Source organism: Escherichia sp. E.sYA108, assembly GCF_011754335.1.
Lineage (GTDB): Bacteria > Pseudomonadota > Gammaproteobacteria > Enterobacterales > Enterobacteriaceae > Escherichia > Escherichia coli.
On sequence record NZ_JAAQVZ010000001.1, the window covers coordinates 114,065 to 139,122 of the forward strand.

Annotated in this window: 21 protein-coding genes; 9 read left to right on the top strand and 12 right to left on the bottom strand. The window is 52.0% G+C overall.

Annotated features, from left to right (window positions below):
- Window positions 1–1,260, bottom strand: a complete 1,260-nt coding sequence (envC, locus tag HBM92_RS00560; RefSeq protein ID WP_000196261.1) for a murein hydrolase activator EnvC — start codon at window positions 1,258–1,260, stop codon at window positions 1–3.
- A 33-nt stretch (window positions 1,261–1,293) separates the two neighbouring features.
- The gene (gene gpmM, locus HBM92_RS00565) at window positions 1,294–2,838 is read right to left on the bottom strand and encodes a 2,3-bisphosphoglycerate-independent phosphoglycerate mutase (protein WP_000116566.1); all 1,545 of its coding nucleotides are present in this window, start codon (window positions 2,836–2,838) and stop codon (window positions 1,294–1,296) included.
- Between the two features lie 244 nt (window positions 2,839–3,082).
- Here gpmM and HBM92_RS00570 point away from each other — a divergent pair, with 244 nt between their 5' ends.
- From HBM92_RS00570 to cysE, 5 genes are all read left to right on the top strand, one after another.
- Window positions 3,083–3,514 (top strand): rhodanese-like domain-containing protein, encoded by a 432-nt coding sequence (locus HBM92_RS00570; RefSeq protein ID WP_001156181.1) that lies wholly within the window; start codon window positions 3,083–3,085, stop codon window positions 3,512–3,514.
- Window positions 3,515–3,654: 140 nt separating this feature from the next.
- Complete coding sequence (grxC, locus tag HBM92_RS00575; protein WP_000024392.1) at window positions 3,655–3,906, top strand: glutaredoxin 3; 252 nt, start codon at window positions 3,655–3,657, stop codon at window positions 3,904–3,906.
- Window positions 3,907–3,969: 63 nt separating this feature from the next.
- A complete protein-coding gene (gene secB, locus HBM92_RS00580; protein WP_000003377.1) occupies window positions 3,970–4,437 on the top strand; it encodes a protein-export chaperone SecB in 468 nt (155 codons plus the stop codon).
- Entirely contained in the window at window positions 4,437–5,456 is a 1,020-nt protein-coding gene (gene gpsA, locus HBM92_RS00585; protein WP_001076194.1) for an NAD(P)H-dependent glycerol-3-phosphate dehydrogenase, read from the top strand. Before secB ends, gpsA begins: the two co-directional genes overlap by 1 nt.
- Window positions 5,457–5,535: 79 nt before the next feature.
- Window positions 5,536–6,357, top strand: a complete 822-nt coding sequence (gene cysE / locus HBM92_RS00590; RefSeq protein ID WP_001277561.1) for a serine O-acetyltransferase — start codon at window positions 5,536–5,538, stop codon at window positions 6,355–6,357.
- A 54-nt stretch (window positions 6,358–6,411) separates the two neighbouring features.
- Here the strand turns inward: cysE and trmL are convergent, their stop codons facing one another.
- The 7 genes from trmL to HBM92_RS00625 form a co-directional block, all read right to left on the bottom strand.
- The gene (trmL, locus tag HBM92_RS00595; protein ID WP_000932347.1) at window positions 6,412–6,885 is read right to left on the bottom strand and encodes a tRNA (uridine(34)/cytosine(34)/5-carboxymethylaminomethyluridine(34)-2'-O)-methyltransferase TrmL; all 474 of its coding nucleotides are present in this window, start codon (window positions 6,883–6,885) and stop codon (window positions 6,412–6,414) included.
- 47 nt (window positions 6,886–6,932) lie between these two features.
- Window positions 6,933–8,123, bottom strand: coding sequence for a quinone-dependent L-lactate dehydrogenase (gene lldD / locus HBM92_RS00600; RefSeq protein ID WP_000586976.1), 1,191 nt, complete (start codon window positions 8,121–8,123; stop codon window positions 6,933–6,935).
- Window positions 8,120–8,896, bottom strand: coding sequence for a transcriptional regulator LldR (lldR, locus tag HBM92_RS00605; RefSeq protein ID WP_001304974.1), 777 nt, complete (start codon window positions 8,894–8,896; stop codon window positions 8,120–8,122). Before lldR ends, lldD begins: the two co-directional genes overlap by 4 nt.
- The gene (lldP, locus tag HBM92_RS00610) at window positions 8,896–10,551 is read right to left on the bottom strand and encodes an L-lactate permease (RefSeq protein ID WP_001443182.1); all 1,656 of its coding nucleotides are present in this window, start codon (window positions 10,549–10,551) and stop codon (window positions 8,896–8,898) included. The genes lldR and lldP overlap by 1 nt, the downstream gene beginning before the upstream one ends.
- A 411-nt stretch (window positions 10,552–10,962) precedes the next feature.
- Window positions 10,963–16,065: a trimeric autotransporter adhesin UpaG gene (gene upaG, locus HBM92_RS00615; protein WP_032290772.1), complete on the bottom strand. Its 5,103-nt coding sequence runs from the start codon at window positions 16,063–16,065 to the stop codon at window positions 10,963–10,965.
- Window positions 16,066–16,108: 43 nt separating this feature from the next.
- Entirely contained in the window at window positions 16,109–16,792 is a 684-nt protein-coding gene (locus tag HBM92_RS00620) for a DUF3251 domain-containing protein (RefSeq protein WP_001049694.1), read from the bottom strand.
- 558 nt (window positions 16,793–17,350) lie between these two features.
- A complete protein-coding gene (locus tag HBM92_RS00625; protein WP_000665680.1) occupies window positions 17,351–17,713 on the bottom strand; it encodes a YibL family ribosome-associated protein in 363 nt (120 codons plus the stop codon).
- Window positions 17,714–17,996: 283 nt separating this feature from the next.
- On the opposite strand from HBM92_RS00625, the gene yibT reads away from it, so the two are divergent.
- Window positions 17,997–18,206 (top strand): protein YibT, encoded by a 210-nt coding sequence (gene yibT / locus HBM92_RS00630; protein WP_000517097.1) that lies wholly within the window; start codon window positions 17,997–17,999, stop codon window positions 18,204–18,206.
- Between the two features lie 10 nt (window positions 18,207–18,216).
- Here the strand turns inward: yibT and mtlR are convergent, their stop codons facing one another.
- From mtlR to mtlA, 3 genes are all read right to left on the bottom strand, one after another.
- Window positions 18,217–18,804, bottom strand: coding sequence for a mannitol operon repressor MtlR (gene mtlR / locus HBM92_RS00635; RefSeq protein WP_000228269.1), 588 nt, complete (start codon window positions 18,802–18,804; stop codon window positions 18,217–18,219).
- The gene (mtlD, locus tag HBM92_RS00640) at window positions 18,804–19,952 is read right to left on the bottom strand and encodes a mannitol-1-phosphate 5-dehydrogenase (RefSeq protein WP_000645420.1); all 1,149 of its coding nucleotides are present in this window, start codon (window positions 19,950–19,952) and stop codon (window positions 18,804–18,806) included. The genes mtlR and mtlD overlap by 1 nt, the downstream gene beginning before the upstream one ends.
- Before the next feature lie 419 nt (window positions 19,953–20,371).
- Window positions 20,372–22,285, bottom strand: coding sequence for a PTS mannitol transporter subunit IICBA (gene mtlA, locus HBM92_RS00645; RefSeq protein ID WP_000093271.1), 1,914 nt, complete (start codon window positions 22,283–22,285; stop codon window positions 20,372–20,374).
- A 536-nt stretch (window positions 22,286–22,821) separates the two neighbouring features.
- Here mtlA and HBM92_RS00650 point away from each other — a divergent pair.
- The 3 genes from HBM92_RS00650 to HBM92_RS00660 all read left to right on the top strand — a co-directional run bounded on the left by HBM92_RS00650 (window position 22,822) and on the right by HBM92_RS00660 (window position 25,002).
- Window positions 22,822–23,184 carry a DUF3302 domain-containing protein gene (locus tag HBM92_RS00650; protein ID WP_000479632.1) on the top strand — a complete coding sequence of 121 codons (363 nt, stop codon included), beginning with the start codon at window positions 22,822–22,824 and terminating at the stop codon, window positions 23,182–23,184.
- 2 nt (window positions 23,185–23,186) lie between these two features.
- Window positions 23,187–24,323, top strand: coding sequence for an HlyD family secretion protein (locus tag HBM92_RS00655; RefSeq protein WP_000364934.1), 1,137 nt, complete (start codon window positions 23,187–23,189; stop codon window positions 24,321–24,323).
- 70 nt (window positions 24,324–24,393) lie between these two features.
- Complete coding sequence (locus tag HBM92_RS00660; protein WP_000779792.1) at window positions 24,394–25,002, top strand: glutathione S-transferase; 609 nt, start codon at window positions 24,394–24,396, stop codon at window positions 25,000–25,002.
- Window positions 25,003–25,058 lie beyond the last annotated feature (56 nt).

Here is a 25,058-nt window from a genome sequence, read left to right on the forward strand (position 1 = left end):
TTATCTTCCCAACCACGGCTGTGGATTGACCGCCTGACCCTGGCGGCGAATTTCGAAATAGAGTGAAGGCCGACCCTGACCGCCACTGCTGCCCACCAGTGCAATTGGCTGGCCCGCGCGAACCTGCGAACCAACGCTCACCAGTGCGCTCTGATTATAGCCGTAAAGACTCATGTCGCCTTTACCATGCTCAACCACCACCACCAGACCGTAGCCTTGCAGCCAGTCAGCCAGAATCACCCGGCCGTCGGCAATCGCTTTAACTTCAGTACCTTCAGAGGCACCAATCACCATCCCTTTCCAGCGTAATTCACCCTGTAGCTGTTCGCCATAGCGATGCAGCGTCGGCCCGCGAACTGGCCAGAATGCCTGACCGCGCGGTGCGCCCAGACCACCGGTACGGGACATCAGCGATTTTTCGCTTTCGGTCGGCTTGTAGGTGGTGCCTTTGCGCGTCGCTTCTTTCTGGCGGTCGCGAACCGCCTGGGCTTCGCGCGCTTCACGTTCAGCACGCGCTTTCGCCGCGGCTTCCGCACGGGCAATGCTGTTACGCAGACGGGATTCGTTGGCGCGCAGCTCGCTCAACTGTTGCTGACCTTGCTGGATGGAAGACTCCAGCCCTGCCAGTGTTTTCTTACGCTCGCTCAACGCCTGGGTCAGCTTCGCCTGTTGGGCGCGCTGCTCATATAAAAGCGTTTGTTGCTCGCTCTGTTTCTCTTCCAGTTCGGCACGCTGCATAGCGACTTCTTCACGCGTTTGTTTCAACTGAGCAATGGTTTCTTGTCGCGCCTGGTTGAGATAGCCGAAATAAGCCTGTAACCGCTGCCCACGCTGGCTTTCTTCACCGCTGAGAATCAGCTGAATACCGGTATGTTCACCCTGACGAAACGCGGCATCCAGTTGCGCGGCGAGGCTGCGCTCCTGGGCGGCTTTTTGCTGCTCTAGTTTGGCAATCGACGCGTTCATCTCATCAATCTGTTTATTCAGTTGATTAAGCGTGTTTTGCGTTTCGCGCAGTTTACGGGTGGCTTCAGAGATCGCTTCTTCCTGCTTTTTCAATTGTGCGAGCAGGCTTGCGCGTTGTTGTTGCTTTTGGCGTACCGCGCGCTCTTTCGCGGCGATGTCAGCCTGAATGGATTTGAGTTGGTCACGCTCATCCGCGTGGGCGGAAAAGGCGCACAACAATACGCCAGCGCTCAGAACGCTGGCGTAGATGATGGGCCTGATTGCAAACCTGCGCGGTTTCACGGCCCGTGTCATGGTATTAATCGCCTTTCCCCTCATGGGGAGGGATTATTCCACGATGAACAGCGGCTTACCAGTCATCTCTTGCGGGATTTCCATACCCATCAGCGACAACATGGTCGGCGCGATGTCAGAAAGTTTGCCGCCTTCAACCGCTTTCACGTTCTTATCACCAACGTAAATCAGCGGAACTGGCAGGTTGGTGTGTGCTGTGTGTGCCTGACCCGTTGCCGGATCGCGCATCTGTTCAGCGTTACCGTGGTCAGCGGTGATCAGCAGTTGTCCACCCACGGACTCAACCGCTTTCGCGACTTCTTCCACGCAGTGATCCAGCGCTTCAACCGCTTTAACCGCCGCTTCCATCACCCCGGTGTGACCTACCATGTCGCCGTTCGGATAGTTACAGATAATGGTGTCGTATTTGCCGCTCTTGATTGCCGCAACCAGTTTTTCGGTCAGCTCTGCGGAGCTCATTTCCGGTTGCAGATCGTAGGTAGCCACTTTCGGTGAGTTGATCAGAATGCGATCTTCGCCTTTGAACGACTCTTCTACGCCACCGTTGAAGAAGAAAGTAACGTGGGCATATTTTTCGGTTTCGGAAATACGCAGCTGAGTTTTGTCGTTTTTCGCCATCCACTCGCCGAAGGTGTTAACCAGGGAAGCGGGTGGGTAAGCCACTGCGGTTTTGATGTCGGCAGCGTATTCGGTCAGCATCACGAAATCGACGTTAACCACTTTCTTACGCGCGAAGCCATCGAAATCAGCGTTCACGAAAGCACGAGTGATTTCACGCGCGCGGTCAGCACGGAAGTTCATGAAAATCAGCGCATCGCCGTCTTCCATTGCCGCATCTGGCTGACCTTCTGCACGAATAACGGTCGCTTTCACGAACTCGTCGTTTTCGTCGCGAGCATAAGCAGCCTGCAAACCGGCAACGGCGGTATCGGCCTGGAACTCACCTTGCGCCAGAGTCAGCAGGTCATAAGCTTTTTCAACGCGATCCCAACGGTTATCGCGGTCCATCGCGTAGTAACGACCAATGATGGACGCTACGCGGCCTTTACCCAGCGCGGCAAATTTCTCTTCGAATTTTTTCAGCGAGGATTCAGCACTGCGCGGCGGAGTGTCGCGACCGTCAAGGAATGCGTGTAGGTAGATTTTTTCTGCGCCGCGTTCAGCTGCCAGTTCTACCATCGCCATGATGTGATCTTCGTGGCTGTGTACACCACCTGCGGAGAGCAGACCCATAATGTGTACTGCTTTGCCTGCGTTTTTCGCTTTATCTACTGCACCAGTCAACACCGGATTAGCAAAGAAAGCGCGATCTTTGATTTCAACGTCCAGACGAGTCAGGTCCTGATACACGATGCGGCCGGCACCCAGGTTAACGTGGCCTACTTCGGAGTTGCCCATCTGACGGTCAGGCAGACCGACTTCCAAACCGGAAGCGTCGATCAGGGTATGCGGACGATTGGCCCACAGTGCATCCATTACCGGGGTTTTAGCACTAAAAATGGCGTTATCCTGCTGTTCTTCGCGATAGCCATAGCCATCCAGAATCACCAGTACCATAGGTTTTTTAGAAACCGACATTGCGACAACCTCATACTCAAGAGTCAAAATTTGCGTAATTTTACTACAGCTGAATCGATAAAATAGCCTCTGAAGATCAAAATATACGACCGCTCGCGGCAAGCAGATGCCAGATTTACGCTTTTTTTTCGTCGCGCCCCGCAAAATTGCATTCCAGTTAACGCGCTGGCTGTATTTGCCGCACTGCGCAGGTATACTCCTTTCCTGGTTTTTTTAATCACTACGTCGGGAGTTGTTACCCCCCATGCAAGAAATTATGCAATTTGTTGGCCGTCATCCCATACTGAGTATCGCCTGGATCGCGTTACTGGTGGCGGTTCTTGTGACTACGTTTAAGAGCCTGACCTCGAAAGTGAAGGTGATTACTCGTGGTGAAGCTACGCGTCTGATCAACAAAGAAGACGCTGTGGTTGTGGATTTACGTCAGCGTGATGACTTCCGTAAAGGCCATATCGCAGGTTCTATCAACCTGTTGCCGAGCGAAATCAAAGCCAACAATGTTGGTGAGCTTGAGAAGCACAAAGACAAACCGGTTATCGTGGTAGATGGTTCTGGCATGCAGTGCCAGGAGCCTGCAAACGCGCTGACGAAAGCTGGTTTTGCGCAAGTATTCGTACTGAAAGAAGGCGTCGCTGGCTGGGCTGGCGAAAACTTGCCTTTGGTGCGCGGCAAATAATTTACCTGCCGTTTTTCATGATGCAGGCCGTTAGCTGCAATTAGGCCCCCAGCGACTTATTGTTATAAGCTTCTGGGGACACTCCATTTTGCTGCCGCCCTGCAACATGAAATTTCAGGGTAAAAAACAGGAGCTAATTTATGGCCAATGTTGAAATCTATACCAAAGAAACCTGCCCGTATTGCCATCGTGCAAAAGCACTGCTGAGCAGCAAGGGCGTGAGTTTTCAGGAGTTGCCGATCGATGGCAATGCCGCTAAGCGTGAAGAGATGATCAAACGCAGCGGTCGCACCACGGTTCCACAGATTTTTATTGACGCACAGCACATTGGTGGCTGTGATGACTTGTATGCATTGGATGCACGTGGTGGACTGGATCCCCTGCTGAAATAACGTGTGAACGTTGGCATTACATTGCGCAGTATTTTAAGGACAACACTTAAGGGTTTTCTACACATGTCAGAACAAAACAACACCGAAATGACTTTCCAGATCCAACGTATTTATACCAAGGATATTTCTTTCGAAGCGCCGAACGCGCCGCACGTTTTCCAGAAAGATTGGCAGCCAGAAGTTAAACTTGATCTGGATACGGCATCTTCTCAACTGGCAGATGACGTTTACGAAGTGGTACTGCGTGTTACCGTAACGGCCTCCCTGGGCGAAGAAACCGCGTTCCTGTGTGAAGTTCAGCAGGGCGGTATTTTCTCCATCGCGGGTATCGAAGGCACCCAGATGGCACATTGCCTGGGCGCATACTGCCCGAACATTCTGTTCCCGTATGCTCGTGAGTGCATCACCAGCATGGTATCCCGCGGTACATTCCCGCAACTGAACCTTGCGCCGGTTAACTTCGATGCGCTGTTCATGAACTATTTGCAGCAGCAGGCTGGCGAAGGTACTGAAGAACATCAGGATGCCTGATGAACCAACGTAATGCTTCAATGACTGTGATCGGTGCCGGCTCGTACGGCACCGCTCTTGCCATCACCCTGGCAAGAAATGGCCACGAGGTTGTCCTCTGGGGCCATGACCCTGAACATATCGCAACGCTTGAACGCGACCGCTGTAACGCCGCGTTTCTCCCCGATGTGCCTTTTCCCGATACGCTCCATCTTGAAAGCGATCTCGCCACTGCGCTGGCAGCCAGCCGTAATATTCTCGTCGTCGTACCCAGCCATGTCTTTGGTGAAGTGCTGCGCCAGATTAAACCGCTGATGCGTCCTGATGCGCGTCTGGTGTGGGCGACCAAAGGGCTGGAAGCAGAAACCGGACGTCTGTTACAGGACGTGGCGCGTGAGGCCTTAGGCGATCAAATTCCGCTGGCGGTTATCTCTGGCCCAACGTTTGCGAAAGAACTGGCGGCAGGTTTACCGACGGCCATTTCGCTGGCCTCGACGGACCAGACCTTTGCCGATGACCTCCAGCAATTGCTGCACTGTGGCAAAAGTTTCCGCGTTTACAGCAACCCGGATTTCATCGGTGTGCAGCTTGGCGGTGCGGTGAAAAACGTCATTGCCATTGGCGCGGGGATGTCCGACGGTATCGGTTTTGGCGCGAATGCGCGTACGGCGCTGATCACCCGTGGGCTGGCTGAGATGTCGCGTCTTGGCGCGGCGCTGGGTGCCGATCCTGCCACCTTTATGGGCATGGCGGGGCTGGGCGATCTGGTGCTGACCTGTACCGACAACCAGTCGCGTAACCGCCGTTTTGGCATGATGCTCGGTCAGGGCATGGATGTACAAAGCGCGCAGGAGAAAATTGGTCAAGTGGTGGAAGGCTACCGCAATACGAAAGAAGTCCGCGAACTGGCGCATCGCTTCGGCGTTGAAATGCCAATAACCGAGGAAATTTATCAAGTATTATATTGCGGAAAAAACGCGCGCGAGGCAGCATTGACTTTATTAGGTCGTGCACGCAAGGACGAGCGCAGTAGCCACTAAACCCAGGGAACCTTTGTTACCGCTATGACCCGGCTCGCGCAGAACGAGCCGGTCATTATCTCATCGTGTGGAGTAAGCAATGTCGTGTGAAGAACTGGAAATTGTCTGGAACAATATTAAAGCGGAAGCCAGAACGCTGGCGGACTGTGAGCCAATGCTGGCCAGTTTTTACCACGCAACGCTACTCAAGCATGAAAACCTTGGCAGTGCATTGAGCTACATGCTGGCGAACAAGCTGTCATCGCCAATTATGCCTGCTATTGCTATCCGTGAAGTGGTGGAAGAAGCCTACGCCGCCGACCCGGAAATGATTGCTTCTGCGGCCTGTGATATTCAGGCAGTGCGTACCCGCGACCCGGCAGTCGATAAATACTCAACCCCATTGTTATATCTGAAAGGTTTTCATGCTTTGCAGGCGTATCGCATCGGTCACTGGTTGTGGAATCAGGGCCGTCGCGCGCTGGCTATTTTTCTACAAAACCAGGTCTCTGTAACGTTCCAGGTTGATATACACCCGGCAGCAAAAATTGGTCGCGGTATCATGCTCGACCACGCGACAGGCATCGTCGTTGGTGAAACGGCGGTGATTGAAAACGACGTATCGATTCTGCAATCTGTGACGCTTGGCGGTACGGGTAAATCTGGTGGTGACCGTCACCCGAAAATTCGTGAAGGCGTGATGATTGGCGCGGGCGCGAAAATTCTCGGCAATATTGAAGTTGGGCGCGGCGCGAAGATTGGCGCAGGTTCCGTGGTGCTGCAACCGGTGCCGCCGCACACCACTGCCGCTGGCGTTCCGGCACGCATTGTCGGCAAGCCGGATAGCGATAAACCGTCAATGGATATGGATCAGCATTTCAACGGCATTAACCATACGTTTGAGTATGGTGATGGGATCTGACATTCTGTGATCGTGCCGGATGCGGCGTGAACGCCTTATCCGGCCTACCGCATCTTAATCTCTCAACACCGCTCCCGGATACCCCAGCTGGCGCCAGGCTTCATACACCACCACCGACACCGCATTGGACAGGTTCATGCTGCGGCTGTCCGGCACCATTGGAATACGAATTTTTTGTTCAGCGGGCAGGGCATCAAGAATGCTCGCTGGCAGGCCGCGTGTTTCCGGGCCGAACATCAGATAATCGCCATCCTGATAGCTTACGGCGCTGTGAGCAGGCGTACCTTTCGTGGTGAGGGCAAACAGACGCTGGGGATTTTCTGCTTCGAGAAACGCGCGATAGTCATGATGACGCGTAACGGCGGTAAACTCGTGATAGTCCAGCCCCGCGCGGCGCAGGCGCTTATCGTCCCAGGCAAATCCCATCGGTTCGATGATATGCAGACGAAAGCCGGTATTAGCGCAAAGACGGATGATGTTGCCAGTATTTGGCGGAATTTCTGGTTCGTAAAGTACGATGTTTAGCATACTGCCCCCTTAGTGCGGGGGCAGGATAGCAGATATTCGTCTAACCCTTAAGCTGCATTCCCTTTCGCCATTGGAGCCAGTGCCGCAGGCAACTCTTTACCCAGCCCCTGCACCAGCGAATCTTGCGTAATTTCGCTAATCGATTTCGCGCCAGTCAGCGTCATCGCCACTTTCATCTCTTTTTCGATCAGATTTAGCAGATTAGCTACACCCGCCTGGCCCGCTGTTGCCAGTGCATACAGGAAAGCACGACCCAGCAGTACGGTGTCGGCACCGAGCGCAATCATACGCACGACATCAAGCCCGTTACGTATTCCGCTATCCGCCAGAATGGCGATATCACCTTTCACCGCATCCGCAATAGCAGGCAGTGCACGAGCAGAAGAGAGTACGCCATCTAACTGGCGGCCACCGTGGTTAGAAACCACAATTCCATCAGCACCAAAACGTACTGCATCGCGCGCATCTTCCGGATCGAGGATCCCTTTGATCACCATCGGGCCATCCCAGAAATCGCGGATCCACTCAAGGTCTTTCCATGAGATGGACGGATCGAAGTTATTCCCCAGCCAGCCGATGTAATCTTCCAGTCCGGTTGGTTTGCCGAGGTAAGCCGAGATATTACCTAAATCATGCGGACGACCGTTCAGGCCCACATCCCACGCCCATTGCGGATGCGTCACCGCCTGCAAGTAGCGGCGCATTGCCGCGTTCGGGCCGCTCATCCCAGAATGCGCATCACGATAACGCGCTCCCGGCGTTGGCATATCCACGGTGAAAACCAGCGTCGAACAACCCGCGGCTTTTGCTCGCTCCAGGGCGTTACGCATAAAGCCGCGATCGCGCAGCACATAAAGCTGGAACCACATCGGACGTTTGATAGCCGGAGCCACTTCTTCAATCGGGCAAACGGAAACCGTCGAGAGAGTAAACGGAATGCCATGCGCATCTGCTGCTTTGGCAGCCTGAACTTCGCCGCGTCGCGCATACATGCCACACAAACCTACCGGACCTAGCGCCACCGGCATCGACAATTTCTCATTAAACAGCGTCGTTTCCAGGCTTAAGTCAGACATGTTTTTCAGAATACGCTGGCGCAGCGCCACTTCTGACAAATCTTCCACGTTGCGGCGCAGCGTGTATTCAGAATATGCCCCCCCATCCATATAGTGGAACAGGAACGGCGGCAGAATGCGTTGCGCTGCGGCGCGATAATCGCTGGCTGCGGAAATAATCATGCGTTTTTCTCCCTCGAATGCTCATTATGGTCACCAGGCAGGCGGGTAATACGTGCATGGCGAGCCTGATCTTCATCGAATCGTTTCATGGTGGTGTGAACAAAGCTAAGGTGCGCCATCATTGCTTTACGCGCCCCGTCAGCATCACCGGCAAAAATGGCGTCAATGACCGCCTGATGTTGTTCGGTCAGCTGTGAAAAAACCGGGGGTACCAGGTACATCCGCTGGCGGCTATGCTTCACAGAGGATTGCAGGACATCGAAGAAACCGCGCATGGTTTGCAGCAACACAATGTTATGTGAAGCTTCGGCAATCGCCAGATGAAAACGAACGTCCGCTTGTGAGGCGAGATCCGGGTCTTCACTTAGCGTTGCTTCAAAGCAAAGCTGAATCTTTTCTTTTTCTCCAGGTGTGGCGCGCATTGCTGCATGCCATGCGGTGCTGGCTTCAATGGCGTATCGGGCTTCCAGAATATCGAAACTGTAATCCGGATCATCGGCCATCAGCGTTTTCAGCGGCTGGACGATGTTTTGCTCCGACCATGTGTCATGACGCCAGCGAATAAACGTCCCGCCGCCACGTCGACTGAGCAGCACACCTTCGCTTACCAGTTTCGCCAGCGCCTCGCGCAGTGAATTTCTCGACACGCCGAGTTGCATCGCCAGTTGACGTTCAGCGGGCAACTTCATGCCCGCTTCCAGGTTTTTTTCATCAATCAGCGCCCGCACACGATCGGCAACCTCGTCTGACAGGCGTCTGGGTAAAACAATCATTAAGGAATCATCCACGTTAAGACATAGGCCTGAAGCGTGGTGATCACGCCCACCATACAGGTGAAGATCAGGCTGTGTTTGACAGTAAAGCGGAACAAATCAGACTCTTTGCCCACCAGGCCTACCGCCGCACAGGCGATAGCGATAGATTGCGGGGAGATCATCTTACCGGTGACACCACCGGTGGTGTTGGCAGCAACCAGCAACAGGTCAGAAACGCCAATTTGTTGTGCGGCGGTAGCCTGCAAAGCGGCAAACAAAGCATTAGATGACGTATCCGACCCGGTCAGGAATACCCCAAGCCAGCCGAGGAACGGCGAGAAGAAGGTGAATGCATGACCGGTGTGCGCCAGTGCCAGCGCCAGTGTTGATGACAGTCCGGAATAGTTCGAGATAAAGGCGAACGCCAGCACCATGCCGATGGAGTAGATAGGCAGAGCCAGTTCTTTCAGCGTGCTGCCGAAGGTGCTGATAGCGTCAGATGGTTTCATCTTCAGCCAGACAATCGAGAGCAAGGCAGCAAACAGAATGGCGGTACCGGTGGCAGAGAACCAGTCAAACTTAAACACGGCGGCATACGCTGTCGCTTCGCTGACCACTGGCGGCATACGGGCAACCAGTTTATCGAGGTACGGCACCGGAATGTTGATCATCCACTCATACAGCGCACCGCCTGAAGCGAACAGGGCTTTAAACGGCGGGATACTCCACAGCGTTACGGTGGCGGTCAGGAACAGGAACGGTGTCCAGGCGCGCAGCACCTGACCTGCCGTGTAACCTGTGTGAGCCAGCGTCATATCAACCTGTGACGCCCCTAAGTCACCGAAGCGGAATACGCGCACTGGTTGCCAGCGTTTGAGGAACAGTGTCAGACAGAGCAGCGATACCAGCGAAGAGATAATGTCTGGCAGTTCCGGCCCAATGAAGTTGGAACTGAGGTACTGTGCGATAGCAAACGAACCACCCGCAACCACGACCGCAGGCCAGGTTTCTTTGATACCGCGCCAGCCGTCCATAATCGCCATGATCCAGAACAGCACGATAATGGTCATAAACGGCAGCTGACGCCCCACCATCTGCCCAATCTCAAAGCTGTCGATGCCTGTTACCTGCCCGGCGACCAGAATCGGAATACCCATCGCACCAAATGCCACTGGCGCGGTGTTAACAATCAGGCACAGCCCGGCGGCGTACAGTGGTTTAAAGCCCAGACCGACCAGCAATGCGGCGGTAATTGCTACCGGTGCGCCAAAGCCTGCGGCTCCTTCAAGGAAAGCGCCGAAACAGAAACCGACGATCAGCATTTGCAGGCGCTGGTCAGGGGTTATCGAAAGAATAGACGAGCGGATGATGTCAAACTGCCCGGTTTTCACCGAGATCTTATAGACGAACACCGCTGCAATAATGATCCACGCGATGGGCCACAACCCGTAGAAGAAGCCATAAACCACCGAGGCCAGCGCGTTAGCGACCGGCATTTTATAGAACAGCAAAGCCACGGCAAGGGCGATTGCCACCGTCCATGAGGCGGCGACGTATCCTTTCAGTTTGAGCTTAATCAGCGCAAAGAAGAAAAACAGGATGGGAAGCGATGCTATCAGGCTGGAAAGCCAGATATTCCCGGCGGGATCGTAGTTTTGTTGCCAGAGATTCATTGCAGGTCTCCTGCAGTCCACACACGCCGTGTAATGAGTCTGTTGCTCATCTCCTTGTCACACGTTGTGTAAAAGTGGCACTGCCAATTGTGTTGTGTAGGGATAATGACAATGGATAGTTAACTAAATGTTATGCATTGGCAACATTGATGTGAGTTTTAATTGGGGAATTGTGAACCAGAGGTCAGATAAGCGAAGAATTGGTAGGGCCAATTCTGGGAGAGAGGTAATAAAGAAAAGGGCAATTCCCATCAGAGAATTGCCCTCAGATTGTTGATCTGGTGCGCCTTATCTTGCCGGATGCGGCGTGAACGCCTTATCCGGCCTACAGGGTAGTGCTGAATCACCCCGTAGGCCTGATAAGCGTAGCGCATCAGGCAATGTGGCGTTTACCCATTTGTTAATGGATGATTACCACTGAATACCGGCACCGAGTGCGGCGGAGTATTCACCCTGGCTATTGGTACTACCTTGTAATTTGTAGACCCAACGACCATTGGCGCTCACCATCGACACACCTAAAGCAACAGCCGATTCACCGTTGTAAGTACCGCCACCAATAGAGGCCATGCTGGCACCCGGCGTGTAAGCCTGCGGCAGACCGGTCATTGCCATTGCAGAAGCGATACCACCACTCAGCTTGCTTTCAGTTTTGGACAGTTTGTTATCCATCTCAACCATGCGCTGATCGGTGTATTGCTTCGTTTCCTGCACACTTTGCTTCAACTGCGCATAGTTCACTGCGTCGTTGTTGTTCACGCCAGCAGAAACGTTGCTGATGCGAGTCGTACCGCTATTGCCGCCACCGAGAGTGATGTTGCTGTAGTCGATAGAGCCATCAGCTTTGGTGTCGTAGCGAACGCCGCCTGCTTCAGAAGACTTCAGTTGCGAAACGTTAACCGCATCGGTGGCATTAACACCGGCAGCAACGTTGGTGATACGACGCTGGTTGGTAGAAGAACCCACAGAGATGGTGTTTTCTTCGTCTGCTACGGAACCCGTGCCCAGTGCGACGCTGTTGTCAGCGGCAGCAATGGAACCAGAACCAATCGCAACACTGTCTTTACCCTGCGCGTTGGCATCTGCGCCATCGGTGTTGGTCTTGAAGTACTTAGTGCTACCGGTGGTTACGATATCGCCAATGCCGTTTTCGATATTGGTCACGCGAGTATCCAGATTAGTGACCTGAGTGTTCAGGTTAGTAATGCTCTGGGTATTCTGGGAAACCTGCGCGTCCGTTACTTTCAACTGACCCACGTTAACCGCATCGGTATCCGCCGAACCTGCTGCGACGTTGGTGATCTGACGTTGACCGTCTTCACTGCCGACAGAGAACTCACCCACAGAGTTCTGCGGTGCATCCATGTTGTAGGCAGTGTAGTTGGTCTGCGCACCACGGGTAGTCTGAGAACCATTACCCATTGCAATGCTGTCGGCATGATTTGCGCGTGCGTTAGAACCGATAGCAATACCGTTGATCGCATCAGCCAGAACCAGCGTGTTCAGGCCGATACCAATACCCGCATTACCATTAACGATGGTTTTCGCGCCCATTGCCAGCGAGTCTTCACCGACTGCCAGTGAGTCTTCAGCCGTTGAGTTGGCGTGATAGTATTTGGTTGGTGTGGTTGCGACTGCACCAATGGCGTTTTGCAACTGGCGAACAGTGACCGCATCATGGGCTTCAGAACCATCCGCGACGTTGATGATTTGACGATATTTACCGTCATCACCAATCGACAACGCGCCAAGCAGTTCGCCATCCGTGGTGTCATAACCAATCACAACACCTTCTTCCGATACGCTGGTGTTACGAGTCCCTTTAACTATTACACGGCTGGAAACGGAACTGCTACCCAGAGCGATACCCGTATCAACTTCGCTGATGCTGTCCTGACCGATGGCTACACTGCTGGCATGAGAGGCAACTGCGTTATAACCTACAGCTGTAGCGCCAATACCTGAAGCGCTGGCATCGTTGAACGCTAAGCCGCTGTCGTTGGTACGTACATAGTTAATACCCGCACCGTTTTCCTCGATGTAGGTTTCGCTAGTGTTACCAGCAAGCTGGTTAATCATTTGGCTATTTTGCGTAACCAGAATATTGGTTGCGTTTAACTGGGAACCGTTAACAGCATCGGTACTGGTTGTGGAGAGATCACCAGCCGCAACGTTGGTGATTTTGCTGGCATTGCCATCATGGCTGGCGTTGTAGGCACCTGCGTCTTCATCCCACAGCAGCGCGTTATTATCGAGCGCATCCAGGGCTTCACCGACGTTGTTGTAATCGGTATTTGCAATGGTGTAAGTCGGTGCAGTGATAGTACCGTCAGCGTTGACTTCTGCATCACCACCCAGCGCATCAGCGATGTACTTATTAGTGCTATAGAGCTGTGAGCCATTAATGGCATCGTTGCTGGTGGCAGAGACTGCACCGTTAGCGACGTTAGTGATTACACTGGCAGTTTTATCTTTCCCGTGAGCGGCGCTAAATGCACCGTTACCGCCATTGGCTGTTGTATCCCACAGCAGAGCATCATCCAGCGTGGTATCGATCGCTTCCAGCGCGTCACCGACGTTGTTGTAACTGCCGCCAGCGATGGCATAAGTTGGTGTAGTGATACTGCCGTCAGTGTTCACCACAGCATTCCCGCCCAGAGCATCGGCAATGTAGTCACTAACACCATAAAGTTGTGAACCGTTAATGGCGTCGCTGCTGGTGGACGAGACTGCACCGTTTGCAACATCAGTGATTACACTGGGAGCATTATTAATGCCGTGTTTGGCGCTGAATTTGCCTGCGGTTGCATCCCAAAGTAGGGCGTCGCCGAGTGATGTGCTAAATGATGTGTTAATGGCTGCCAGAGCATCACCGACGTTAGTGTAGTCAGTACCACCAATAGTGTAGGTTGGCCCACTTAATACACCCGTATCGCTGATATCAGCACCACCACCAAGATATGACGTAAATGAATCCGCTACGCCATAAAGTTGTGAGCCATTAATGGCATCAGTGCTGTTAGAAGATATCTTGCCAGCCAGTAAGTTGGTGATCTTGCTGGTAGCTTCGGTACCGTGCGCGGCGCTGAATGCGCCAGCCGCTTTGTTCCACAGCAGAGAATCGTCCTTAAGGTCGCCAACGGAATCCGTCAGGTTAGTGATGTTGGTGGTGTTGGTCGACACGTTATCGTTGGTGGTTTTGAGCTGGGAGCCGTTAACGGCGTCAGTGCTGCCAGCTGTCAGGTCACCGGCTTTGACATTGGTGATCTTGCTGGTGGCGTCAGTGCCGTGAGCGGCGCTGAATGCGCCAGCTGTTTTGTTCCACAGCAGGGAGTCGTCACCGAGACCGTTAACAGCGTCAGTCAGGTTGGTGATGTTGGTGGTGTTGGTCGACACGTTATCGTTGGTGGTTTTGAGCTGAGAGCCGTTAACGGCGTCAGTGCTGCCAGCTGTCAGGTCACCGGCTTTGACATTGGTGATCTTGCTGGTGGCGTCAGTGCCGTGCGCGGCGCTGAATGCGCCAGCTGTTTTGTTCCACAGCAGGGAGTCGTCACCGAGACCGTTAACAGCGTCAGTCAGGTTGGTGATATTGGTGGTGTTAGTGGCGATGTTGGTGGTGTTGGTCGTCACGTTGTCGTTGGTGGTTTTGAGCTGGGAGCCGTTAACGGCGTCAGTGCTGCCGGCAGTCAGGTTGCCAGCGGTGACGTTGGTGATCTTGCTGGTGGCGTCAGTGCCGTGCGCGGCGCTGAATGCGCCAGCTGTTTTGTTCCACAGCAGGGAGTCGTCACCGAGACCGTTAACAGCGTCAGTCAGGTTGGTGATATTGGTGGTGTTAGTGGCGATGTTGGTGGTGTTGGTCGTCACGTTGTCGTTGGTGGTTTTGAGCTGAGAGCCGTTAACGGCGTCAGTGCTGCCGGCAGTCAGGTTGCCAGCGGTGACGTTAGTGATTTTGCTGGTGGCTTCGGTGCCGTGTGCGGCACTGAATGCTGTGCCGTTCCACAACAGAGCATCCTGCTGCAGGTCGTACAATTGAGAGCCGTTTACTACATCGGTGCTGGTTGCAGAAACCGTACCTTTAGCAACATTAGTGATTTTGTTGGTGGCATTTGCACCGTGATTGGCGCTGAACGCCCCCGCGGTTTTATTCCATTGTAGGGTATTATTGTCGATTCCTGACAGAGCATCACCCACGTTATTATAGGTTCCGCTTCTCAACGCGTAGCTTACTGCGGTTACGGTGCCATCGCTGCCTACAGTAGCGCCTCCTCCGAGTCGCTTGGCGACTGAATCACTGATCGTATAAAGCTGTGAGCCGTTGATGGCATCGGTACTGGTGTTGCTTATGGCACCAGCAGCCATATTAACAATTTTGCGTTTTGTTGCGCTGTTGCCAACTGAAACCGTATTGCTTGCATCTGTGGTCGATCCTGCGCCGATAGCGACAGAATTGTCGGTCGCTGCTGCAGCCCCTACACCGATGGCGACAGAATCATTGCCGTTTGCCCTGGACTGGCTACCGAAAGCAAGGCTGTTGCTGCCACCAGCGGCACTACCCTCTCCCAATGCGATGGCATTCTCTCCCGAGGACAAACTGTTACTTCCCAACGCGATTGAGTTCACTTTGCTTGCAATGCTACCTTGCCCCAGCGCAATCGCATTTTGTTCGCTGGCTTCACTGGTGTTACCTAATGCAATACTGGATTCGCCAGATGCCTGACTTGCATTACCCAGGGCCATCGAATTCACTCCCAGGGCTTGCGTTTTGTTCCCTATCGCGATGGCGTTATCGTTCGAACTGCTACTGTCAGCACCTATTGCCAGTGAGCCAGTGCTATTAGCTGTAGATTTTCTGCCGAATGCGAGGCTATCAGCACCGCCAGCTTTGCTACTTGCTCCCAGCGCCATTGCATACTCTTTTGACGCATTGGCATTATCACCGAGGGCGATGCTCATAATTTCGTAAGCTTTAGCCGTATTTCCTAACGCAATAGTTTTTTCACCATCGGCAAGGGAGGAGTCCCCAATAGCAAGAGATGTAAAACCATTCGTCTTTGCGTAACGACCAAAAGCCATCGAACGATCGCCATTTGCTACTGACGATGCACCTAGCGCGACACTTCTGTCACCCATTGCTTTTGCACTAACCCCGAACGCCATGGATGCTCCACCAGTTGCAAGGGTTTTTGACCCGATGGCAGAACTGTACTCACCTTCGGCTATCGCGTCATATCCTAAAGCTGTACTCGCGCCACTAGTGTTCATAAAGGTATTTGCTTTTGCCCCTTTACCGATAGCAACCCAGCCGTCACCTGCTGAGCCATCGCCATAATCAGTTGGCTGCCCAGTGTAATTATCTGCACTTGCCCCAAACGACGACAACAACCCACCCGCAACCAGTGCAGAAATTAACAGCTTACTGCGCCCGCTTTTTTTACCACGGCTCTTCGCCGTTTCGCTGGCAACGGTGTAACTGCCTGTTGCCGGATTCCAGATAACTTTAAATATTTTGTTCATTATTGATGCTCTCTATTCCTTGATATAAGCGCAGAAGCTGCATTTATTTTTTGTTTTTCCGCTGTGGAGATTCAGCAGGTTGAAGACGGTCGAACTGAATATTTGCCATGTTGATGGCTAATTTCAGATATTTGAGGTTGTTGGGCGAGACACCTTTTAGCGTCAAATTAATGTCTTGCCATTGACCTGGTAATAATTTCAGGGAGGAGTTCATTGCGGTACTAAATAGCAATTGCTGCCATTTTGCTAATGCGTTGATGTCGGTGGGTTTTTCTCCCCCCCATGTTGCGTAGAAACCCATATTTGATACAGGAACACTTAATAAGTTAACCAGTGAAATACGAATAACACTGCCGTTTTCTACTGCGTCAATAGACAGTATTTTCCCTGCCAAACCAACAGAGCCGTTATTTAAAATAAAGTATTGGGTTTGTGCCGGGTTAAATTCTGTAAAGACAAATTCGTCCTGTTTGTTTTTAACTGCCTTCACCACACCAGCGAGCGTTTTGGTACTGTTTATGATGGTAGTTTGTTGTTTTTCAAAGTGTTCTATCTTGCGCTTGTCGAGTTCTTGTTGTTTTTCAAGCGCCTCAATTTTGCTTTTTTGCAACTCTTGCTGTGTAACGAGATCGTCGACCTTACTCGCTTTTTCAATATAGTCACACCCTACCAATAAGCAAAGTTGCAATATCATTAACACGCTTAACAGTGTTTTCTTTAGGTTCATAGGATGAATTCCTTTTCATAATCCCGATACAGTTGATAATTACGGCACAATCATTTTTTTTATGAATGATTGGAATGGGGCATATCCGCAAAATAAATTTGTTAGAGAGTTTTTGTATTAATTGGTTGTGCGAATATGTTATTAAATGTCAAACGATTTCAGTTTGTAGCCAATAATATTAATCGCGCGGATTTTAATGATCGGTGTCAATCGATGTCAAATGTTTCACCGGATAAAGGCACAGGGCAGGGAAAGGTAAATATTCAGTTGAGTGATGTTTTATTGTGGAATTTGCGAAGCTGATTGAAAAATTTAAATAATTAATTATGTTTCGAGCATTGATATGCGGAAATTCATTGTTGATATTGATACATCATTCTTTAATGTGTACCTGATTTTCAGAATTTAGCCTGCTACGATCGCTCAGAAGTGTAGGTGGAGTTGAATATATAATGTTAAGAACGTTATAAAGATTCGATCTCTGAAACAGGCTCCTGCATGTGCCAGCAGGAGCGAGTAAATGGTGAGAGGCTGTGATTACAGCGACGAGAAAGGAACTTAAAACGCAGTCTTTGAGAACCCTGTCATCTCTTGCAGGCCCATTTCGCGGCCCAGCGCGGTCATTGGGTGCACAACCACCAGTCCGCGAACACTTTTTTTCAGCTTGCCCATATCAGCCTGCTCTTTTTTGGTGATTGCACGCTGGAACGGCATCTTCATCAGTTTCTGCGCTTCTTTGCTGAGTTTCTGGCTGTGAACTTCGCGCAGGCGAGCAATTTCTGCTTCCAGAGTGGCTTTCTCTTTTTCCAGTTCGGCATATTTGTCTGCGGCTTCAACCAGCGACAGATCGGCCTGCTGGTGACGGATGGCGTCCAGACGATCGCTGAGACGTTTGATTTCGTTTTTTTCGACTTCTTTCATGTGATGACTTCTGATAGAGATAAATTTATAGCCTCTAGTATGCGCGACCAGGTGCTTTGTTCACAACTGATGGCATTGTAATAGTTCCAGATTGTAACCATTTATGCGTTAAAAAATCACCCAATACATTGATTAGTTAAGAAATTTAAAGAAAAAAGATAGTCAACAGAAGCAGGTGATTATTGAGGATTGAGCACGTTTTCCTTAATGTCATTTATACCGGGATCTAAACTAAAATTGGCGGCCGCGCATTCCCGGCGCGGGGTAATACGGAGATATCATCATGGGCAAATTAGGTGAAAACGTTCCGCTTCTTATCGATAAAGCCGTAGATTTCATGGCATCCAGCCAGGCGTTCCGGGAGTATCTGAAAAAACTACCTCCCCGTAACGCGATTCCGTCCGGAATACCTGATGAAAGCGTGCCGTTATATCTACAACGTCTGGAGTATTATCGTCAGCTTTATCGTCCGAAACAGGTAGAGGAGAAGTAAGCGAAAGTACTTACTTTTGAAAGGCTTTTTTTAAGCTGATTTTGGAAATCAGCTCTGTCAGTGAAAGGACCATTGTTGATCGCACAGCCTGTTGGTAACGCTGAATTTGCATTGCATACAAACTGGAGTCTGCAGGTTCAAACTGTGGCGGCGGTGGTAACGCCGCCACGCAATGCAGTTCACCAAAGGGTCCAAGTATTTCGTCGTCGGTAAAAGCGTACTCGTTGCCGTCGTGATTTAGCTCTTCACGCAATGCCATCAGCAGTTCCGCATCTTCGTATTCCTGGCGGTTAATGACGCCCAACCCGTAAATGAGTTTTAAACGCACAGAAAGATCGCCCAGCGGACCATCGCCGTCGAGTAACGGTTCTACAGCATACTTCACCGCGTAATCGTCTTTGCGGAATACCTGAAGCACCAGAAGATTTACCGCCTCGGTCAAAAGCTCGACGGCGGTGATCAGAAAGCTTCGCACGGTTTTGCCAGCATTCAGACGCTCAAGCACACGGTTTTCAAAGGCCTGGGTTTGTTCCATTGTTGCCTGCATATCTGACAATCTGTTATTCGGGCGCAGGGTATCCTGCGCCTGGTCCACCATTATTGCATTGCTTTATAAGCGGTTACCGCCTCGGATACAACCTCGCTGTTGGCATCAAGACCGGAAATCTGTGCCAGCGCGGCTTGTGGGCCTTTGTCGGCAATCAGCGCTGCCAGTTCCTGAGCCTGCGGGTCATCTTCACTGCGGAAGTGCATTGCAGCGGCAATACCTTCAATCAGGTTTTTATGTGGCAGACCATATTCCAGGGTTCCGAGCAGTGGCTTGATCAGACGGTCGCCAGCACTCAGTTTACGCAGCGGCTGACGGCCTACGCGTTCTACATCATCTTTCAGGTACGGGTTCTCGAAACGACCGAGGATTTTCTGGATGTATGCCGCATGTTTGTCAGCATCAAAGCCGTAGCGCTTGATCAGTACCGCGCCGCTTTCTTCCATTGCCCCTTTTACCACCGCGCGGATTTTCTCGTCGAGAATTGCGTCACGAATGGTCTGATGACCGGCCAGTTTTCCGAGGTACGCGGTTATAGCATGACCTGTATTCAGGGTGAAGAGTTTACGTTCGACAAATGCCATCAGATTGTCGGTTAATTCCATGCCTGGGATGTTCGGCAGCGCGCCTTTGAACTGGGTTTTATCAACAATCCATTCGCTGAATGTTTCTACCGTCACTTCCAGCGGATCGTTAGTTGCCGAAGCCGAAGGCGGTACGATGCGGTCAACGGCGGAATCAACAAAGCCAACGTGTTCTTCTACCCACGCTTTGGCATCTTCCGGCAGGGCGTTCATCACATGGCCTTTCAGCTGCGTGGTGCCGCGGACCATGTTTTCACAGGCGATGATGTTCAGCGGAGATTCATTACCTTGTTCTTTACGTTTCACCAGCCCTTTGGCGATGGCCGGAGCAATACGTTCCAGCACGACAGGGCCAACGGCGGTAGTGACTAAATCGACCTGAGCAATCAGATCAACGACATCATCGCCAATGCTGCTGACGGCATTGACGCCGGAAACGGTATCTACCTGCTCGGTTTCACCAACCACATGAACCTGATAGCTATGACGGGCATTCAGGGCATCAAGTACCACCTGATTTACATCGGCAAACGTCAGTTGGATACCCGCGTCCGCCAGCAGTTTACCGATAAAGCCACGACCGATATTACCTGCGCCAAAATGTAATGCTTTCATAGTATTAACCTTCATCAATGTTTTTACCCGAGAGGGCTGGGGTGAGGCTTTTCCCTCACCCAAACCCTCTCCGTGAGGAGAGGGGCTTTTTGCCGGATGCGGCGTAAACGCCTTATCCGGCCTACGTGTTTGGCACCGACCTGTAGGCCTGATAAGACGCGTCAGCGTCGCATCAGGCATTGTGTACCGACTGCCGGATGCGGCGTAAACGCCTTATCCGGCCTACGTGTTTGGCACCGACCTGTAGGCCTGATAAGACGCGTCAGCGTCGCATCAGGCATTGTGCACCGACTGCCGGATGCGGCGTAAACACCTTATCCGACCGACAAAACAAATTGTGCTTTATGTTGTAGGCCTGATAAGCGAAGCGCATCAGGCAATTAGCCCCACCTTCTTCATGCGGAGAGGGTGGGAATGGATTACTTACGACCTGCCAGCAGTTCCAGCACTTCATCCACGCTGGTGGTGTGTGCCAGACGCTCGATGACGGACTCATCATCCAGTGCATTGGTCAGGCTGGTGATAACCTGAATGTGCTCGTTGTTACGGGCAGCAATACCAATCACCAGACGGGCAATGTCATCTTCTTCTTCACCGAAGCGCACGCCTTCCGGGTACTGGCAGAACACGACGCCCGTTTTCAGTACGCGATCTTTCGCTTCAACCGTACCGTGTGGCACCGCAATAGACTCACCCAGATAAGTCGGGGTCAGTTTTTCACGATCCAACATCGCCTGAACGTATTCCGGCTCAACGTAACCGCCTTTCACCAGCTGCTCGCCAGCAAAACGAATCGCTTCTTCTTTGGTGGCCGCTTTGCGACCGAGGAAGATGTTCTCCGCGCCCAGTTTGAACAGATTAGCACTGGAATCGTCAAAGCTGTCTTTCAGACTGTCTTTCACTTTCACTTCGTTTTCAGTATGGCGCTGGGCAGCAACCAGACGTTCGGTCAGGCTGGTGTACAGGCCGCTGTCGAGGAAGTTGGTCAGCGAAATATGCTGTGCCTGCGGAACCTGGCGCATAGCGCGTTCGGTCAGGTCACGGTGAGTGATGACCAGGTCCACATCTGGCGGCAGGTTGTTGATCGCGCTGTTAGTGACCGAAATCTGCGACAGACCTGCATCCTGAATTTTCTTACGCAGCACGCCTGCACCCATCGCACTGGAACCCATACCGGCATCACAGGCAACGATGATTTTACGTACGTGGCTCAGGTCGTTAGTCACATCGCCCGCAGACAGCGGAGATGCGCCTTTAGACTCAGCTTTCATTTCCTGAACGCGACGTGCAGCAGCTTCAATATCATCTTCTTCTTTCACTTTGCTGGTTTTCAGCAGAATGGCAGAGACAACGAAGGAGACTGCCATCGCCGCACACACACCCGCGATGTTAGCGAAGTAAGCACCTTTTGGCGTCATCGCCAGTACAGCAAGGATAGAACCCGGAGATGCCGGAGAAACCAGACCACCGCCCAGGATAGTCAGCGTGAACACGCCAGTCATACCGCCGAGGATAACGGCCAGAATCAGACGCGGATTCATCAGCACATACGGGAAGTAGATTTCGTGGATACCCCCCAGGAAGTGGATGATTGCCGCACCGCCCGCAGACTGTTTAGCGCTACCACGACCAAAGAACATGTACGCCAGCAGCACGCCCATACCTGGACCTGGGTTAGCTTCAATCAGGAAGAAGATGGATTTACCCAGTTCATGGGACTGCTGAATACCCAGCGGCGAGAAGATACCGTGGTTAATAGCGTTGTTGAGGAACAGGATCTTCGCCGGTTCAACAAAGATAGACGCCAGCGGCAGCATGTCATGGACAACCATGAAGTTAACGCCCGCCGCCAGCATTTTAGACAGGGCTTCAACAACCGGGCCAATGCCGAGAAATGCCAGAATAGCGAGGATCATCCCGATGATGCCTGCGGAGAAGTTATTCACCAGCATTTCAAAACCGGATTTGATCTTACCGTCTACCCAGCGGTCGAAGTGCTTAATGCACCAGCCGCCCAGCGGACCTGCAATCATAGAACCGAGGAACATCGGCATGTCTGCGCCGACGATAACGCCCATGGTGGTGATGGCACCGACTACGCCGCCACGTTCGCCGCCTACCAGCTTACCACCGGTATAACCGATCAGCAGCGGCAGGAGATAAGTGATCATCGGCCCGACCAGCTTCGCCAGCGTTTCGTTCGGTAACCACCCTGTTGGAATAAATAACGCGGTGATGATACCCCACGCGATAAACGCGCCGATATTTGGCATCACCATGTTGCTGAGGAAACGACCAAAGCTTTGCACTTTGATCTTAATATCGGATGACATAAAAACACCCCTTCTTATGTTTGCTGTCGCGCAGGCTGGAAGCCCGAGGTTTTTTGTTAATGTGGCGGCAGAGGTAGCCGGACCTTGTAGATACTGCGAAATCTGGCACTGAATCGGTTAACTGTCCAGTCGGCGGCCTTTTGTGTGATATCAGTCACATAAATGTAGGGGGTAGAGAGGTAATTGACGTGATGCTCATCACAAAATGCTTGTGTAAAAAAGCAACAAGGCGGCGATTTTCGCTAAAAATGGCATTTAAATGTGAGTTATGTCACATTTTTATTTTGATGGTTTGTTGAATCTTTGTGATCTGAATCACAAGATATTTTCTTACGGCGTTCACCTGATGTGATCTACAGCATGTTATGCCTTCGTCATGAAATCGTTATGTAACTAAGCAACTCATCACCTCTTAAAATTATTCTTTGGTGTTATGGCGAGAATCGCGAACCCGGATTATTGTCAAAATATCAGCCTGACTCCCTTCTGGCTGCCAGCCAAAAAACAACACTGATAAACGTGAATCCGAGGCAGATATGTTTCTAAACTATTTCGCGTTGGGAGTGCTGATCTTCGTCTTTCTGGTGATTTTTTATGGAATCATCGCGATACATGACATCCCTTATCTGATTGCCAAAAAGCGCAACCATCCCCATGCCGACGCTATTCATACGGCGGGCTGGGTGAGCCTGTTTACTCTGCATGTTATCTGGCCGTTCCTGTGGATCTGGGCGACGCTCTATCAACCGGAGCGCGGCTGGGGCATGCAGTCGCATGTTACGCCGCAAGAGAAAACGACTGACGCGGAAATCGCCGCACTTTCTGACCGGATTTCCCGGCTGGAGCACCAACTCGCCGCCGAGAAAAAGACTGACTATTCCACGTTTCCGGAGATCTAATTATGGATCTATTGATTGTTTTAACTTACGTGGCGCTGGCGTGGGCGGTCTTTAAAATCTTCCGCATTCCGGTGAATCAGTGGACGCTGGCGACGGCGGCGCTGGGAGGCGTGTTTCTGGTGAGTGGTTTGATTTTGTTGATGAACTACAACCACCCTTACACTTTTACCGCGCAAAAGGCAGTGATAGCGATCCCCATCACGCCACAGGTGACGGGAATTGTTACTGAAGTCACCGACAAAAATAATCAGCTTATTCAGAAGGGCGAGGTGCTTTTTAAGCTCGACCCGGTTCGTTACCAGGCGCGAGTTGACAGGCTTCAGGCAGACCTGATGACGGCGACGCATAATATAAAGACGCTGCGCGCGCAGCTCACTGAAGCGCAGGCCAACACCACCCAGGTTTCAGCGGAGCGCGACCGTCTGTTTAAAAATTATCAACGTTACCTGAAAGGCAGCCAGGCGGCGGTGAATCCGTTCTCGGAACGTGACATCGACGATGCGCGGCAAAATTTCCTCGCGCAGGATGCGCTGGTGAAAGGCTCGGTGGCGGAGCAGGCGCAGATCCAGAGCCAGCTCGACAGTATGGTTAACGGCGAGCAATCGCAGATTGTGAGCTTAAGAGCGCAACTTACTGAAGCAAAATATAACCTTGAGCAGACTGTCATTCGCGCACCGAGCAATGGCTACGTCACTCAGGTACTGATCCGCCCAGGTACATACGCAGCTGCCTTGCCGCTGCGTCCGGTGATGGTCTTCATCCCCGAGCAAAAACGGCAAATTGTCGCCCAATTTCGGCAAAACTCGCTGTTACGTCTGAAACCCGGCGATGATGCGGAAGTGGTGTTTAACGCGCTACCTGGGCAGGTGTTTCACGGCAAACTGACCAGTATTTTACCTGTCGTGCCAGGCGGTTCTTATCAGGCGCAGGGGGTATTGCAATCATTAACGGTCGTGCCCGGCACGGACGGTGTGCTGGGAACCATTGAACTGGACCCTAACGCTGATATCGATGCCTTACCCGACGGCATATACGCCCAGGTGGCAGTTTACTCCGACCATTTCAGCCATGTTTCGGTGATGCGGAAAGTGCTGCTAAGAATGACCAGTTGGATGCATTATCTTTATTTGGATCATTGAGACTTGTATCACCTGTGTTTTGCGCGAGCCTGAGCCATACTGATATTTTTCCTCGCACAAAGGACTCGGCATGAAACTCGTCGGTAGCTACACCAGCCCGTTTGTACGCAAACTTTCTATTCTGTTGTTAGAAAAGGGCATAACGTTCGAATTTATTAATGAACTGCCCTATAACGCGGATAACGGCGTGGCGCAATTTAACCCGTTAGGAAAAGTGCCGGTGCTGGTGACCGAAGAGGGCGAATGCTGGTTTGATTCGCCGATCATCGCTGAATATATTGAATTAATGAATGTTGCTCCGGCGATGTTGCCGCGCGATCCGCTGGAGTCGTTGCGGGTGCGCAAAATTGAGGCACTGGCGGATGGCATTATGGATGCCGGGCTGGTATCGGTGCGTGAACAGGCGCGTCCGGCGGCGCAGCAGTCTGAAGATGAATTGTTACGTCAGCGTGAGAAAATCAACCGCAGTCTGGATGTGCTGGAAGGATATCTGGTCGATGGCACGCTCAAAACCGATACGGTCAATCTGGCGACTATCGCCATTGCCTGTGCCGTCGGATATCTCAATTTCCGCCGCGTTGCGCCAGGCTGGTGTGTCGACCGCCCACACTTAGTCAAACTGGTCGAAAACCTGTTTAGCCGCGAAAGTTTTGCTCGCACCGAACCGCCAAAGGCTTGATGCGCGATATGTCCTCCTGACCCATCTCACGTTACAATCCGTGGTTATGTTAAACG